Annotated in this window: 15 protein-coding genes, 1 tRNA gene and 1 riboswitch; of the genes, 13 read left to right on the top strand and 3 right to left on the bottom strand. The window is 58.4% G+C overall.

From position 1 onward, the window contains the following. Nucleotides 1-358 precede the first annotated feature (358 nt). The 3 genes from GGE33_RS23300 to GGE33_RS23290 all read left to right on the top strand — a co-directional run bounded on the left by GGE33_RS23300 (nt 359) and on the right by GGE33_RS23290 (nt 2,939). The gene (locus GGE33_RS23300) at nt 359-649 is read left to right on the top strand and encodes a hypothetical protein (RefSeq protein WP_183828601.1); all 291 of its coding nucleotides are present in this window, start codon (nt 359-361) and stop codon (nt 647-649) included. A gap of 88 nt (nt 650-737) precedes the next feature. Beyond that, nucleotides 738-815: riboswitch (SAM riboswitch) on the top strand. Nucleotides 816-877: 62 nt separating this feature from the next. Continuing rightward, complete coding sequence (metA, locus tag GGE33_RS23295) at nt 878-1,798, top strand: homoserine O-acetyltransferase MetA (protein ID WP_148147766.1); 921 nt, start codon at nt 878-880, stop codon at nt 1,796-1,798. A 118-nt stretch (nt 1,799-1,916) separates the two neighbouring features. Beyond that, nucleotides 1,917-2,939, top strand: coding sequence for an aldose epimerase family protein (locus tag GGE33_RS23290; protein ID WP_183828598.1), 1,023 nt, complete (start codon nt 1,917-1,919; stop codon nt 2,937-2,939). 129 nt (nt 2,940-3,068) lie between these two features. On the opposite strand, the gene GGE33_RS23285 is transcribed toward GGE33_RS23290, so the two are convergent. Together GGE33_RS23285 and GGE33_RS23280 are read right to left on the bottom strand one after the other, a co-directional pair. Next, on the bottom strand, nt 3,069-3,305 hold the full coding sequence (locus tag GGE33_RS23285) for a hypothetical protein (RefSeq protein WP_148147768.1): 237 nt from the start codon (nt 3,303-3,305) through the stop codon (nt 3,069-3,071). Between the two features lie 186 nt (nt 3,306-3,491). Continuing rightward, nucleotides 3,492-3,566 (bottom strand) — tRNA-Gly (locus GGE33_RS23280). A gap of 255 nt (nt 3,567-3,821) precedes the next feature. Between GGE33_RS23280 and GGE33_RS23275 the strand changes: the two genes are divergently transcribed. The 4 genes from GGE33_RS23275 to GGE33_RS23260 all read left to right on the top strand — a co-directional run bounded on the left by GGE33_RS23275 (nt 3,822) and on the right by GGE33_RS23260 (nt 6,652). Beyond that, entirely contained in the window at nt 3,822-4,331 is a 510-nt protein-coding gene (locus tag GGE33_RS23275) for a YbaK/EbsC family protein (protein WP_183828595.1), read from the top strand. Between the two features lie 62 nt (nt 4,332-4,393). Continuing rightward, nucleotides 4,394-5,398, top strand: a complete 1,005-nt coding sequence (gene trxA, locus GGE33_RS23270; protein WP_183828591.1) for a thioredoxin — start codon at nt 4,394-4,396, stop codon at nt 5,396-5,398. Nucleotides 5,399-5,503: 105 nt separating this feature from the next. Further along, entirely contained in the window at nt 5,504-6,181 is a 678-nt protein-coding gene (locus tag GGE33_RS23265; protein ID WP_183828588.1) for an LON peptidase substrate-binding domain-containing protein, read from the top strand. Between the two features lie 282 nt (nt 6,182-6,463). Further along, nucleotides 6,464-6,652, top strand: coding sequence for a Trm112 family protein (locus GGE33_RS23260; RefSeq protein ID WP_112505770.1), 189 nt, complete (start codon nt 6,464-6,466; stop codon nt 6,650-6,652). 153 nt (nt 6,653-6,805) lie between these two features. Here the strand turns inward: GGE33_RS23260 and GGE33_RS23255 are convergent, their stop codons facing one another. After that, the gene (locus tag GGE33_RS23255) at nt 6,806-8,020 is read right to left on the bottom strand and encodes a ubiquinone biosynthesis hydroxylase (protein ID WP_183828585.1); all 1,215 of its coding nucleotides are present in this window, start codon (nt 8,018-8,020) and stop codon (nt 6,806-6,808) included. 87 nt (nt 8,021-8,107) lie between these two features. Here GGE33_RS23255 and tesB point away from each other — a divergent pair, with 87 nt between their 5' ends. From tesB to GGE33_RS23225, 6 genes are all read left to right on the top strand, one after another. Continuing rightward, complete coding sequence (tesB, locus tag GGE33_RS23250; protein WP_246436412.1) at nt 8,108-8,986, top strand: acyl-CoA thioesterase II; 879 nt, start codon at nt 8,108-8,110, stop codon at nt 8,984-8,986. A gap of 207 nt (nt 8,987-9,193) precedes the next feature. Continuing rightward, nucleotides 9,194-9,544: a P-II family nitrogen regulator gene (locus tag GGE33_RS23245; RefSeq protein ID WP_183686359.1), complete on the top strand. Its 351-nt coding sequence runs from the start codon at nt 9,194-9,196 to the stop codon at nt 9,542-9,544. Between the two features lie 28 nt (nt 9,545-9,572). Then, nucleotides 9,573-10,934 (top strand): ammonium transporter, encoded by a 1,362-nt coding sequence (locus tag GGE33_RS23240; RefSeq protein ID WP_148147774.1) that lies wholly within the window; start codon nt 9,573-9,575, stop codon nt 10,932-10,934. 208 nt (nt 10,935-11,142) lie between these two features. Continuing rightward, the gene (locus GGE33_RS23235) at nt 11,143-13,839 is read left to right on the top strand and encodes an FtsK/SpoIIIE family DNA translocase (protein WP_183828582.1); all 2,697 of its coding nucleotides are present in this window, start codon (nt 11,143-11,145) and stop codon (nt 13,837-13,839) included. Nucleotides 13,840-13,944: 105 nt separating this feature from the next. Then, nucleotides 13,945-14,592: an outer membrane lipoprotein carrier protein LolA gene (locus GGE33_RS23230; protein WP_183828579.1), complete on the top strand. Its 648-nt coding sequence runs from the start codon at nt 13,945-13,947 to the stop codon at nt 14,590-14,592. A gap of 105 nt (nt 14,593-14,697) precedes the next feature. Further along, nucleotides 14,698-15,498, top strand: coding sequence for an exodeoxyribonuclease III (locus GGE33_RS23225; protein ID WP_183828576.1), 801 nt, complete (start codon nt 14,698-14,700; stop codon nt 15,496-15,498). Nucleotides 15,499-15,529: the final 31 nt, after the last annotated feature.

Raw genomic sequence — 15,529 nt, 5'->3', positions numbered from 1 at the left:
CTATCTTAGGTATGTGACTGGTCATAATGGGCACATTACTCCTAACACTTAACAAGTGGGAGATCGTGTCCGGGGGTTTAGGGGGCCACTACAGCAGCAACAGTTGCTGGAGATGCTCCGAATTGGATAATTCAATCCATTCTCAGCCTTTTAGCAGTATTTATGGCGTTGTATGGCTTGGCATACGTTTTTTTCGCATTTACCGACTCTGACGCTTTGAGGTCAGAAAAATACAAACTTCAAAAAATGGCTATCGAACAAGGTCTCTACGGAGACAGCTCTATGGGACTTGAGAAAATTGCTGATATGCCTGAAGAGAATCGATTGATAGAGGCTCATCCATCTGTTGGCCTGACACATGACTAAGTATTTCTCTATTGCTACTGAAGGTATGACCGCTGCTGAGGAGAAAACGTTGGCTGAAGCGTGGCGTTCGTATGGCTGGTGGCATGGGATTGCAAATTTTTGGCTTCTTCGTGATCACACCGAGAAAATGACTGCGGCTTCTATTCGAGACACCATCCGTTCGGTCGCACCGACAGCTCGCGTTATGGTGTTGGATGTCGAACCTGCCACTTGGGCTGGTAGCTCATTAAATCAAGCGAATAGGGAATGGCTTAAAAGCTACTGGCCGCCAGAAGGCAAATAAGCACAATTGAATTTTGTAGTAGCTGAGCATGGAGGCAGGTCGAATTTGCTCCCATTGACGGAGGCTCTCGCAAGGATTATCTGATAAACCGAACTTCCGTGGTGATTTGGCCGGCCGGCTTGCAGCCACGTTAAAAAAGTCGCTAAAGGGCCGCGAGAAGTTAGACTTCACTTCCCACGGGCCGGTTGCGATTTTTCGTTGCCGGCTTTTTGTTTGTGGGGCCTTACTATGCCGATCAAGATTCCCGATACGCTTCCAGCGTTTACCACCCTCGTTTCCGAGGGCGTGCGCGTCATGACCGAAACGGTCGCCGTGCGCCAGGACATTCGTCCGCTGCAGATCGGGCTTCTCAACCTCATGCCGAACAAGATCAAGACCGAGGTGCAGATGGCGCGCCTAGTCGGCGCTTCGCCGCTGCAGGTGGAGTTTTCACTGATAAGGCTCGGCACGCACAAGGCGAAGAATACGTCCGAGGAACATCTGCTTTCCTTCTATCACACCTGGGAAGAGGTGAAGGACCGCAAGTTCGACGGGTTCATCATCACCGGCGCGCCGGTGGAACAGATGGACTACGAGGATGTGAGCTATTGGGACGAGATGCGCCAGATTTTTGACTGGACGACGACCAATGTGCATTCGACGATGAATGTCTGCTGGGGCGCGATGGCGGCGATCTACCATTTTCACGACGTGCCGAAACATGCGCTCACTGAAAAGGCCTTCGGCGTCTACCGCCACCGCAATCTCGCGCCGGCCTCGGTTTATCTCAACGGCTTTTCCGATGATTTCCAGGTGCCGGTGTCACGTTGGACAGAGGTGCGTCGCGAGGATGTCGAGAAGAAGTCCGATCTGGAAATCCTGATGGAATCCGACGAGATGGGCCTTTGCCTCGTGCATGAGAAGAAGGGTAACCGTCTCTACATGTTCAACCACGTCGAATATGATTCCACCTCGCTGGCGGACGAATATTTTCGCGACGTGAATGCCGGTATCCCGATCAAGATGCCGCATGACTATTTTCCGCATAACGACGATACGCTGACGCCGCAGAACCGGTGGCGCAGTCATGCGCATCTTCTGTTCGGAAACTGGATCAACGAGATGTACCAGACGACCCATTACGACATGGACAAGATTGGCACCGAATAGGCGCTTGGTGTGGCTTCTGGGGCGGCGTCGGGAAAAGACGCCGCGCGTCGCCGTTTCCCATTGCGGGACCTTGCCAAATCGCGCAGTTTGCCGCCGATAAAAACGGCGGAGGAAACTCATGGCAGGGCAGGCATTCGAGGTGTTCGGCACCACGCAGGACGGGGAGCCCGTCTATCGTGTCCAGATCAGCGGCGGCGGGCTGACTGCCAATGTAATGACCTGGGGTGCGGTCATTCAGGACCTGCGCCTTGAAGGGCATGATGCGCCTTTGGTGCTTGGTTTCGACGACTTCGCCTCCTATCCGGCCTATTCACCCTATTTCGGTGCCACGCCTGGCCGTTGCGCCAACCGGATCGGCGATGGAAAATTCTCGATCGATGGCCGCGATTACCAGCTCGAACTGAACGAGCGCGGCGTCACGCATCTGCATGGCGGCTCGGACGGCATGGGAAAGCGCAACTGGACGATTGTCGAACATCAGTCCGACAGGGTGGTGCTTTCGATTACCGATGTCGATGGGCGCGCGGGTTATCCCGGCAATTGCACGGTGACCGCGACCTACCGGTTGAAGGCGGATGGCGTGCTCTCGGTCGTCTATGAAAGCGTGTCGAACCAGCCGACGCCTGCCAATGTCTGTCAGCACTCCTATTTCAATCTCGACGGCCGCGAAGACATTTTCGGCCACGAGATCATGATTGCCGCCGACAGGATAACGGATGTCGATGCAAGGCTGGTTCCGACCGGCAAGCTCAATGACCTGACCGGATCGCCCTTTGATCTCAGGCAGATGGGGCCGGTGCGGCGTGCGCTCGAGGATGGTCGCCAGGTGCCGTTTGACCACAATTACTGCCTGTCGAACGAGCGTGTTGCCAAACGCTCTGTGGCGCTGGTGCGCAGCCTTTATTCGGGTGTCTCAATGGAAGTGAGGACCACCGAGCCGGGCGTGCAGTTTTATGCCGGTGTGATGGTCAATGTGCCGGTGCCGGGCTTCGATGGTCGTAGATACGGAAACTATGCCGGCCTGTGCCTGGAAACGCAGGTCTGGCCGGATGCCGTCAATCATGCGAATTTCCCGAACGCGGTCTTACGTCCAGGCGAAGTGCTGCGTCAGGAAACGGATTACGTGTTTTCGAAGAGTTGAGGCGGTGGGGCGGCTTCTTGTGAAACTGAAATAGGGGCGTGTCGCCTGCTCGGTTCACCGCAAGACCGTTAGCCGCTTTCAGCCGCGTTGCGCTCCCTGTTTGCGGGCAGCACACAGTGTCCCGGCGAATTAGGCGGCGATATCAGCCGTCTCACCATGTTGGGCAATGAGACGCGGTGATGCCATGTCGCCGGTTTCCTCATCAACCATCACTGCATAAGCAGCTACACCCACGACACGCGATGCCATGGCAGCGGCAATCTTTTCTGCAGATACTGCGTTTGACGCCTGACGCATTTCGCCCGGCACGATATTGCCGCGATTCTTCTTGAATTGCAGGACGATGAATTTTTCCGCGTGGGCCATTTGAATATCCTTGTTCGTTCCCACTTTGTTCTGCTTTGGGCGAATAAGTCAATCGGCAATCTAGAAAGATTTTCCTGAGGCGGGTCAGAGAAAAGATCAAAAATGGCTGGATCTACAAGAAAATGTTATGCGTCAGGTTTGATCCGACGCTTCATCAGCCTGATCGCTTTTTTTCCTGGGAGGGACTGGAGCGGGCGAAGGGGTTCGAACCCTCGACCCCAACCTTGGCAAGGTTGTGCTCTACCACTGAGCTACACCCGCTCATCAATCCGTCGGTCCGTGTGGTAGTTCGGAGCCGGCTGGTCGGTGGCTCGTTGCCGCCGACGAGGCGCTATATGGCCCAGACGATTTTCAAATGCAACAGAGAAATGACGATCCGGGCAAAGATTTTTTCATTTTCCGCTAAGTCCCTTGCTTTGCAGGGGTTTTGGCTTTCGGTGATTATGTGGAGAATGGCTTGGAGGTGGTCGGGCTTATCTTTATAGTTCGCATCTCCCGCTAATCCCGATCCCGGATGTGACCAAAAATATGCCAAAGACAGCCGCCGATCTGTTCGCTTTTCTCGACAGTCTCGACATTTCCCACACAACGAAACAGCACGAACCGGTTTTCACCGTCGCCGAATCGCAGGAGCTGAGAGATCAGATTCCCGGCGGGCACACCAAGAACCTGTTCGTGAAGGACAAGAAGGACCAGTATTTCGTCCTGACGGTCGAGGAGCATGCGGTGGTGGATCTCAAGACGGTTCACAAGGTCATCGGCGCGTCGAGCCGTGTCTCGTTCGGTAGACCGGAGATGATGCTCGAATATCTCGGCGTCGTGCCGGGTTCGGTGACGGTGTTCGGCGCGTTTTGCGACACGGACAGGAATGTCACCTTCGTGCTGGATGAAGACCTGATGAAACACGAGGTCGTCAACGGCCATCCGCTTTCCAATGATGCGACGACATCAATTGGACGAAACGATCTCATCCGTTTTCTGGAGGCGACCGGTCACACGCCGCTTGTCTTGAAAGTTACAGACTGACATACGATGTTTCGGGCAGACAATTAAAAGGGTTCGCACCCTGATTTCCCGGGAGAGCATCCATGAGCGGCAACGATAATCCCTACGCTGGATCTTACGGCGCCGGATCCTATGGCGGCGGATACGGCAGCCAGACGGCAAGCTTCGGTTCGCCCGCTGCCAGCCCCGCGCCTGAAGCCACGGCAGCAGGTGGTTACGTGAGCGACACGACGACGGCCGGCTTTGCCAAGGATGTTCTGGACGAATCGCGCCGCCAGCCGGTTCTTGTCGATTTCTGGGCGCCCTGGTGCGGTCCGTGCAAGCAATTGACTCCGGTGCTCGAAAAGGCGGTCAACGAAGCCCAAGGGCGCGTCAAGCTGGTCAAGATGAATATCGACGATCATCCTTCGATCGCCGGCCAACTCGGCATCCAGTCGATCCCCGCGGTCATTGCTTTCGTCGACGGCCGTCCGGTCGACGGTTTCATGGGTGCGGTTCCTGAAAGCCAGGTCAACCAGTTCATCGACAAGGTTGCAGGCCCGGCCGGTGCCGATCAGGCAGCCGAGATCGAGGCGATCCTCGGTGAAGCGGATGGCCTGCTTGCCGCGAGTGACATCGAGGGAGCAGCGCAGCTTTATAGTGCCGTGCTGCAGGCCGATCCGGAAAACGCCAAGGCGGCCGCCGGCATGATGCAGTGCCTGATCGCCATGGGCGAAACGGAACGTGTCGGCCAGATGCTCCAATCGCTGCCTGAAGAGATGGCGGCCGATCCGGCGATCCAGGCGGTTTCCAAGAAACTCGACCAGATCATCGAAGCCCGCAAGCTCGGCGATCCCGTGGCGCTGACGCGCGAACTGGAAGCCAATCCGGACGACCATGCGGCGCGGATGAAGCTTGCGAAAATCCTCAACGTTCAAGGCGAGCGTGAACAGGCGGCCGACCATCTTCTGACGATCATGCGCAAGGACCGGACTTTTGACGATGACGGCGCGCGTCGGGAACTTTTGCAGTTCTTCGAGGTTTGGGGTCCGAAGGATCCCGCGACGATTGCAGCCCGTCGCCGTCTTTCGTCCATCCTCTTTTCCTAAACAATACGTTATCCACTGCCGCCGGTCTTGCGATCGGCGGTTGGAGCCCCAGATATCGGGTTATAGACCTGTAATCAGGAGCAGTCTGCGGGAGGTGCCGAACCGATGCACGTGGGAAACGCGCGGTACGTAAAACGTGAAGATCTGCCGGAAGTCATGCCGGTGTTTCCGCTGACTGGAGCGCTTTTGCTTCCGGGCGGCCAGCTTCCGCTGAATATCTTTGAACCGCGTTATCTTGCCATGTTCGATGCGGCCCTTGCCGGCGACCGGTTGATCGGCGTTGTGCAGCCTTCCCTGCTGGAGCCATCGGATGCGTCCGATCCGTTGCGGCCAGCGCTTTCCTCCGTCGGATGCCTGGGGCGTATCACTTCTTTCGCGGAGACCGGCGACGGGCGCTATATCCTTTCGCTCAGCGGTGTGTGCCGTTTCCGGCTGCTGGACGAAGCAGACGATAGTCAGCCTTATCGAATGTTCCGGTTCGCCCCTTTCATGAGCGATCTGTCGGAAGAGGATGACGAGGCCTCCGTCGACCGGCGGGAACTGCTGCGGGTGTTCAGGGCCTATCTCGACGCCAACAAGCTGGAAGTGGACTGGGATAGCGTCGGGCGCGCGGGCAATCGCACACTCGTCAATTCGCTATCGATGATGTCGCCTTTCGGTCCGGCGGAAAAGCAGGCGCTGCTCGAAGCGCCGGATCTTAAGACGCGGGCGGAAACGCTGATCGCGATCACGGAAATCATGCTGGCAAGAGGGCTGGCGGATACCGATACGATTTTACAGTGAGGCCTCAGAGCCTTTCCTGGTTAAATTGAAGCGTTCTGCCGGAGCAGGTTTTCGTCAGGGCAAAGGCGATTGGCGAAGGGCATACCCGAAGGTACGGTCGAGCCGATCGCCTTTGATCCTGGCGGAAAGATGCCCGGCCCTTCGGGTTGGCTGAAACGGGCCGCCTAGTCGTCCGGCCGGCTTGGCCGTATGCTTTGGCTACGACTCGCGCCGGCCGGACGACTATCCGACTCCGTTTGAGCCAACAGAACGTTTCAATTTAACCAGGAAAGGCTCTAAGTGGTGGACGAAAAGCTCAGCAATGTCGATCCGAAGCTGCTCGATCTGCTCGTGTGCCCGCTGACAAAGGGCACGCTTTCGCTGGATCGCGAGCGCAACGAACTGGTCTCGGAAGGCGCGCGTCTCGCCTATCCGATCCGTGACGGTATTCCGATCATGCTGGTGTCCGAAGCGCGGAAGATCGAGGACTGACGTTTCCTATCGCTCTTCGTCGTCCTCGGGTTTAACCCGAGGATGTCCCGAGGATCTGCTGGGCTTCGATTTTTTGCGACGTGATTAGATCCTAGGGACAAGCCCTAGGATGACGGCAATGTACGTTGGCTTTGCCTGTGATCGCTGCGCTACTCAAATCTGCTCGCCGGCCAGAAGCTTCGGGTTTCCTTCCGCGCCCGTTCCGGCTGCCTGAGTGATGAAGAAATCCTTCAGTTTCGGCATGCGCTCGACGAGGCCGAGGCCGAAATCGCGTGCGATGCGGATCGGAGTGATGTCGTTGGAGAATAGCCGGTTGAGGACATCAGTGGTGACGCCCATGCGGAACGTGTCGAAGCGGCGCCAGGACTGGTAGCGCTCCAGTACGTTGAGCGAGCCGATATCCAGACCCAGTCGATCGGCCTCGACAATGGTCTCGGCAAGAGCTGCGACATCCTTGAAGCCGAGATTGAGGCCCTGGCCGGAGATCGGATGGATGCCGTGGGCCGCATCGCCAGCAAGGGCGAAACGCGGGGCGACGAAGGCGCGTGACAGGGTGAGGCCGAGCGGAAAGGCCTTGCGGCCGCCGACAACTGTCAGTTCGCCGAGCTTGTGGCCAAAGCGGCGCTGCAATTCGTCCTCGAAGATCAGATCATCGGAGGCGATCAGCCTTTCCGCATCGTCCGTCCGTTCCGTCCAGACCAGAGACGAGCGGTTGTTCGGTAGGGGAAGGATGGCGAAGGGGCCGGAGGGCAGGAAATGTTCTTCGGCCACGCCTTCATGCGGACGCTCATGGGCGACGGTCGTGACAATACCCGACTGTCCGTATTGCCAGTTGACTGTGCGGATGCCGGCCATGTCGCGCAATTTCGAGCGCACGCCATCGCAGGCGACGAGCAGCTTGGTCTCGATGGTGGAGCCGTCTGACAGCGTGACGGTCGTGCTGGTGTTCGTGGTCGTGAAAGCAGTAGCGGAAAGGCCGTGGCGGATGGCGATCCCCAGCCGTTCTGCGGCTCCCCTTAGTGCTCTCACCATTTCGACATTCGGCACCATGTGGGCGAAGGGTTTGCCTTCCTCGATCTCGCCGTCGAAGGTGAGGAAAACCGGGCGCACGGGATCGGAGGTGCGGCTGTCGGTGACGATCATCCGATTGATCGGCTGGGAGTGGACGAGGATATCGTCCCAGACGCCTAGTACGTCGAGCATCTTGCTGGCAGCCGTGATGATCGCGGAGGCGCGCTCATCCTTCTCCCATACATGCGCCGGAGCCGCTTCCACGACTTCGATGTTGAGGTGCGGGGCGGCCTGCTTGACCGCGACTGCTGCCGCCAAGCCGACATATCCCGCTCCGACCACCATCATGTCCAGCATCTCACAGGCTCCCGTCAGTCTTGTGGTTGTTGATGGGGTGGATATAGATCATCCGGTCGTCGCTTCCTATTGCCGGAGTTCGTAAAAATGTCAGGTTCGCGCCCTAACCCGATGGAACAGCTCATCAAGACGCTCGATCTGGAGCAGCTGGAGCACAATCTTTATCGCGGCACGAGCCCGGATATCGGCTGGCAGCGCGTGTTCGGTGGACAGGTGATCGCGCAGGCGCTGGTGGCGGCGCAAAGAACGGTCGATGCCGATCGATTCGTTCATTCGCTGCATGCCTATTTCGTGCGTCCTGGCGATCCGAGCGTTCCGATCGTCTATCAGGTGGAGCGGCTTCGTGATGGCGGCAGCTTTGCCACGCGCCAGGTGCAGGCGATCCAGCATGGGCGGGCGATCTTCACCCTGTCCTCATCGTTCCAGCGGGATGAGGAGGGCTATGAGCATCAGATCGCCCTGCCGGATGTGCCGGCACCGGAGGAGCTGATGGACGAGGCCGAGTTCAAACGGATTTTCCTGCCCAAGGCGCCGGAAGCCATTCGCCGCTATTGGGAGCGGCCGCGCCCGATTGAGCTTCGCCCTACGTCGCTCAAGCATTACCTGACGACGGAGAAGCTGGAGCCGCTTCAGGATGTCTGGGTTCGCACGGTCGGTGATGTGCCCGGCGATCGTGGCTTGCAGGCGGCCATCCTTGCCTATCTCTCCGATATGACGCTGCTCGATGCCTCGCTTTATCCGCACGGCACCTCCGTTTTCGATCCGCGCCTGCAGGCAGCAAGCCTCGATCACGCCATGTGGTTCCACAGGCCCATTCGGTTCGACGAATGGCTGCTTTACAGTCAGGACAGCCCAAGCGCTTCCGGCGGCAGGGGAATGACGCGTGGCAGTCTCTACACGCGCTCAGGAGTGCTGGTGGCGTCCGTGGCTCAGGAAGGTTTGATTCGTAAAAAGGCAAATGAGTAATTTTTGTGCGAAAAATTTAAAATGCACAGAAATTCGGCGTCTTTATGGCGCTCGCTTGCCTCATTTATGAAGCCTCGGATTTCTATCTTTATTTTTCAATAACTTAAGAGCCTTTCGAAACTGGCACGCCCTTTGAATGTAGATGCTCAGTCGCAGGCTTTACTGCCGGTGATGAGGAGAGTCGGCTTTGGCCGAAATAAACAAAGGATGGGAAGCCAGATGAAAATCGTGATGGCCATTATCAAGCCGTTCAAGCTGGATGAGGTGCGCGAAGCACTCACGGCTGTCGGTATCCAAGGCCTGACCGTCACCGAAGTCAAAGGTTACGGACGCCAGAAGGGACACACCGAAATCTATCGCGGCACCGAATACGCCGTCAGCTTTCTGCCTAAGCTGAAGATCGAGATCGCGGTTTCCGCAGATCTCGTCGAGAAGGCTGTCGAGGCGATCGCTTCTTCTGCGAAGACCGGCCAGATCGGGGATGGCAAGATCTTCGTCTATTCGATCGAGCAGGCCGTGCGCATCCGTACCGGCGAAACCAATACCGAAGCGCTCTAAGCACGGCTTACAGGGGAGTTTTCAAACCATGCAATTGACCAAGATTTCCAACCTCGGACGCATGGGCGCAGCTGCTGCAGCCCTGTTTGCGCCGGTTGTCGCTTTCGCGCAGACCGCTGCAGCACCCGCTGCCGAGGCTGCTGCTGCCGCTCCAGTTCCGGACAAGGGCGACACCGCCTTCATGTTCCTCTGCACCCTTCTGGTGTTCTTCATGATCATGCCGGGCATTGCGCTGTTCTACGGCGGTCTCGTCCGCTCGAAAAACATGCTCTCCGTGCTGATGCAGTGCACCGTGATCGGTTCCTCCATCATGCTCGCCTGGGTCATCTACGGTTATTCCTTCGCCTTCGGCGGCGGCACCTCTGCCTTCTGGGGCGGTACGGCCAAGATGTTCCTCTCCGGCGTCACGATCGAGTCGACGGCTTCGACCTTCTCGGATGGCGTCGTCATTCCGGAATTCATCTTCATGCTGTTCCAGATGACGTTTGCGGCCCTGACGCCGGTTCTGATCGTCGGCGCCTTCGCCGAACGCATCAAGTTCTCGGCTGCCGTGCTCTTCTGCCTGCTCTGGGTCACCTTCGTCTACTTCCCGATCGCACACATGGTCTGGGACGCAAACGGCCTGATCTTCGGCTGGGGCGCGCTTGACTTCGCCGGCGGCACCGTCGTTCACATCAATGCGGGTCTTGCAGGCCTCATCGGTGCGATCATGGTCGGCAAGCGTACCGGCTTCGGCAAGGACATGATGGCTCCGCACTCAATGACGCTGACGCTCGTCGGTTCCGCCATGCTGTGGCTCGGCTGGTTCGGCTTCAATGCCGGTTCGAACCTCGAAGCTTCGGGCGGTGCGATGCTCGCAACCGTCAACACGTTCCTGGCAACCGCTGCTGCCGTCGTTTCCTGGTCGGTCGTCGAAACCTTCACCCGCGGCAAGGCTTCGCTGCTCGGCGCAGTTTCGGGCATGATCGCAGGTCTCGTCGCCATCACGCCTGCTGCCGGCATTGCCGGTCCGATGGGCGCGATCATCATGGGTCTGCTCGTTTCGCCGATCTGCTACTTCTTTGTCTCCGTCATCAAGAACAAGTTCGGTTATGACGACACGGCCGACGTGTTCGGCGTTCACGGGGCAGGCGGTCTCTTCGGCGCTCTGGCAACCGGCATCTTCGCATCCTCGTCGCTCGGCGGCATCGGTTATGCCGAAGGCGTCACCATGGGCGGCCAGTTCATGACCCAGGTCTGGGCTGTCGTCGTCACCATCCTGTGGTGCGGTATCGGCTCGATCATCCTCTACAAGGTTGTCGACCTGATCGTCGGCCTGCGCGTTCCGGTCGAAGCCGAACGCGAAGGTCTCGACCTCGCTGCACACGGCGAATCCGCATATCACAGCTAAGAGGCAAGGCCGTTTCAACCGGCCTGATTCTTCACCACAATCAGATGGCTCGGCCTGGCGCCGGGCCATTTTCGTCTTTGGAAGCGGCCTGTGGATCATGTGGTTAAAGCTGCGTTAACCATCCCCGCGTTACCTTGTCTTGGAATTGTGCGACGGCCATTGCCGGATTGCGCACCTTATTTCGTTTCACAGGTGGCGGGCAGATACGATGAGCAGAAGCAGTTCGGCGGCATTGGCAAACCGGTCAACCCGCTCAGTTCTCAGCTCTTTCGTGCTCCGGCAGGCGCTTGCGCTGATCGGCTTCGGTATTTTCCTGGGCCTTGCGCTTGCCGTTGCGGCGCTTGCCACCTGGAATGTCGCCGACCCGAGCTTTTCCTACGCTACCGATAATCCCCCCACCAATCTTCTAAGTTTCGGCGGTGCGGCCTTTGCCGACCTGATGATGCAGTTTCTCGGCCTTGCCGGGCTCATCGCGCTTCTGCCTGTGCTTTCCTTTGCGCTGGCGCTGATCTCCGGCCGTCGTTTCGATCGCATTCCGGCGCGTATCGCCGCCTGGGGCGGTGGAACGCTGCTGGCTTCGGCTACGCTCGGCTGTTTTCCCGCGCCGCAGACATGGCCGATCCCGAACGGTATCGGCGGCGTTATCGGAGACATGATCCTGCGGTTTCCGGCACTGTTTGTCGGCGCCTATCCGACCGGCATGGTCGCTATGGTGCTGGGCGGCATCTTCACCGTTCCCTGCATCTGGCTGATGCTGTTCGCCTCCGGTCTCGTCGGTGATCCGCTCGAGCTGGATGTGGAAGAGGAAGACGACGACAAGCCTGTTGCGGCCGTCGTCTCTCGCGCGCGGCGCGACGAGGAAGACGAAGAGGAGGATGACGGCGGGTTCCTTGAACGCTTCCTGCCGCTCGGCCTTGCCGCGCATTATTGGTACATTACCCAGGCCCGTCTGCGCCGTATGGTGGGTATGAAGCCGCGTACGCGCCAGGCTTACGACCAGCCTTACGATTTCAACGAGGACGAGTTCGGCAAGCTGAACGAGCCCGTGCGGGCAAAGGCTGCCGGTGGCGACACGCGCCGGACGGAGCCGTCGCTCGACGGCGCTGGTGAACGGGTTTCCGGCAATCCGCGCCGGGTGGTTTCCGCTCCGCCGATCTACGGCCATGACCACGATGATGATCCGCCATTCGACATGGACGACATCCCCCGCCGTCCGTCCGGCATTCTTGCCGATGACGAGGATGATGACGACGCTCCGTTCCTGGCATCGCGTACACCTCAGGCCGGTGGCCGTTCTGCACGTGTCACGCCTGCAGCTCCCGCGCCGAAGCCTAGTGCACGCGTCTCGCGCGATGCGCAGGGCTCGTTTATTCGTCCGGACGGTTTTCAGCTTCCTTCGGTCCATCTGCTCACCGAGCCGAAGGCCATTGCACGTGATGCATCGCTTTCGGCCGATGCGCTGGAACAGAATGCCCGCATGCTGGAAGGCGTGCTGGAAGACTTTGGCGTCAAGGGCGAGATCATCCATGTGCGCCCCGGCCCGGTCGTGACGCTTTACGAACTGGAGCCGGCGCCAGGTATCAAGTCTTCCCGCGTCATTGGCCTGGCGGACGACATCGCTCGCTCGATGAGCGCGATCGCCGCCCGTGTCGCGGTCGTTCCGGGTCGCAACGCGATCGGCATCGAATTGCCGAACCGTACCCGCGAGATGGTCTATCTGCGCGAAATGATCGGTTCGAAGGACTTTGAAGGCAGCAAGGCAAAGCTTGCCATGGCGCTCGGCAAGACGATCGGCGGGGAGCCGGTCGTAGCCGATCTTGCCAAGATGCCTCACCTTCTCGTCGCTGGTACCACCGGTTCGGGTAAGTCTGTCGCCATCAACACGATGATCCTGTCGCTTCTCTATCGCTATACACCGGAGAAGTGCCGCCTGATCATGATCGACCCGAAGATGCTAGAACTTTCCGTCTATGACGGGATTCCGCATCTGCTTTCTCCGGTCGTGACAGATCCGAAAAAGGCCGTCGTTGCGCTCAAGTGGACCGTCCGCGAGATGGAAGAGCGCTACAAGAAGATGTCGAAGATTGGTGTTCGCAATATCGACGGCTTCAATTCCCGCGTTGAACAGGCGAAGGAAAAGGGTGAGATCCTGACCCGCACCGTGCAGACCGGCTTCGACCGCCAGACGGGCGAAGCAATGTACGAGACGGAAGAGTTCGATCTCGATCCGATGCCCTATATCGTCGTCATCATCGACGAAATGGCCGACCTGATGATGGTCGCCGGCAAGGATATCGAAGGCGCCGTGCAGCGTCTGGCGCAGATGGCGCGTGCGGCCGGCATCCATGTCATCATGGCAACGCAGCGTCCGTCGGTCGACGTTATTACCGGTACGATCAAGGCGAACTTCCCGACGCGTATTTCCTTCCAGGTGACGTCGAAGATCGACAGCCGCACGATCCTCGGCGAACAGGGCGCCGAACAGCTGCTTGGTCAAGGCGACATGCTCTACATGGCCGGCGGCGGGCGCATCCAGCGCGTTCACGGTCCGTTTGTTTCAGACAATGAGGTGGAAGAAATCGTCGCCTACTTGAAAACTCAAGGGTCGCCCCAATATCTCGAAGCGATCACGGCCGACGATGAGGATGAAGACGGCGGCGGTGGCGGCCCTGCGGGCACCTCCAATCTGTCGGATTCGGATGACCCGTACGATCAGGCCGTTGCTGTTGTGTTGAGAGATGGCAAGGCTTCGACCTCCTATGTCCAGCGGCGTCTCGGTATCGGCTACAACCGTGCCGCTTCGCTGATCGAGCGGATGGAGAAGGAAGGGCTGATCGGTCCGGCAAACCACGCCGGCAAGCGCGAGATCCTCGTGCCGACCGAGGCCGACATTATCGAGCGCTAGTCGCGGGTAAGTCTTTCGTGATCGTGTCGGCTACGGCTTGCCAAGCCGCCGGCAAGTCATCATGACGCCGCGTTTGCGGCCCAGTGCATTTGGATGGAGACCAGAATGACCAAAGAAAAAACAGCTCTTTCCATCCGGATTGATCGTAGACAGTTTTCCGCAGGCCTGTTCGGCCTTGCCGCTTCCACATTTCTGCCTGTGGCGGCTTCCGCACAGAGCGGTGGCGGCGCGGCTGCGCAGAAGATCGCCGACCACTTTTCGTCCGTGAAGACAATGATGGGCGAGTTTGTGCAGTTCGGCCCGCGCGGCGAGCAGACGGGCGGAAAATTCTATATCGAACGTCCCGGCAGGCTGCGTTTCAATTTCGAAGATCCATCGCCGCTGCGCGTGATTTCCGATGGAAAAAATGTCGTTGTCGGCAATATCAAACTGAAGACCTGGGATCTCTATCCGCTTTCAAAGACACCTTTGACGCTGCTTCTGGCAGACCGGATCGATCTTTCCAACGATGCCGTGCGCGGCGTGAAAGAAGAGAGCGATCTCACCACGATCGTGCTCGGTAACAAGACGATCTTCGGCGATTCGACGATCACCATGATGTTCGACAGCAAGACCTATGACCTGCGCCAGTGGACGATCACCGACAATCAGGGCAAGGATACCTCGGTGATGATTTATAACGTCAAGACAGGCGTCAGCCTCGACGAGAAGGTGTTTGCGATCGACTATGCCGAGGTTCGCGGCCGGGGGTAAATTTCACATCATCGGGCTATCTGAAGGGCTGCGACATTCGCGGCCCTTTTTGCTTCTCATGATTCCCGAAATGGCCTAGACCTCGACCGACAATCGAGGTTTTCCATGACATTCTCCCTGACCACCTGGAATATCAATTCGGTACGCCTGCGCATGCCGATCGTGCAGCAGTTCATCGTCCGCAACCAGCCGGACATTCTATGCCTGCAGGAAATCAAGTGCCAGGAGCCGGAGTTCCCGTATCAGCCGCTCAAGGATCTCGGCTACGAGCATATCATCGTGCATGGCCAGAAGGGTTATCACGGTGTCGCCATAGCCTCGAAGATCCCGCTTCTCGAGGATCATCGCCAGAACTATTGCGGCATGGGCGATGCCCGGCATATTTCGGCAATATTCGAGCGCGGCTCGCGTCGCATCCGCCTGCATAATTTCTATGTCCCGGCCGGTGGCGACGAACCGAACCGGGAAATTAATCCGAAATTCGGCCACAAGCTCGATTTCGTCGAGGAGATGAAGGCGCTGAAGGCGGATATGCCCGGCGTGTCGTCGATCCTTGTCGGCGATCTCAACATCGCGCCGCTCGAGCACGACGTCTGGTCGCACAAGCAGTTGCTCAAGATCGTCAGCCACACGCCGGTCGAGACGGACGGGATGAAGGACGTGATCGCCAAGGGCGGCTGGCTGGACCTGATGCGCCAGTTCACGCCGGAGCCGGAGAAGATCTATACGTGGTGGAGCTACCGCGCCAAGGACTGGGAAGCCGCAAACAAGGGCCGTCGCCTGGACCACGTCTGGTCCTCGCCGGAGCTTGGGCCATTCCTCGAGCGGATCGATATTTTGAAAGAGGCTCGCGGCTGGAACCAGCCGTCGGACCATGTGCCGGTGACGGCGGTGTTCAAGTTCTGAGGCTGGCAGGCTTGTGTCTGGATCCTCGGGT

It is taken from the genome of Aliirhizobium cellulosilyticum, from assembly GCF_014198105.1.
GTDB lineage: Bacteria > Pseudomonadota > Alphaproteobacteria > Rhizobiales > Rhizobiaceae > Neorhizobium > Neorhizobium cellulosilyticum.
This window is presented reverse-complemented; position numbering and strand designations above follow the sequence as displayed.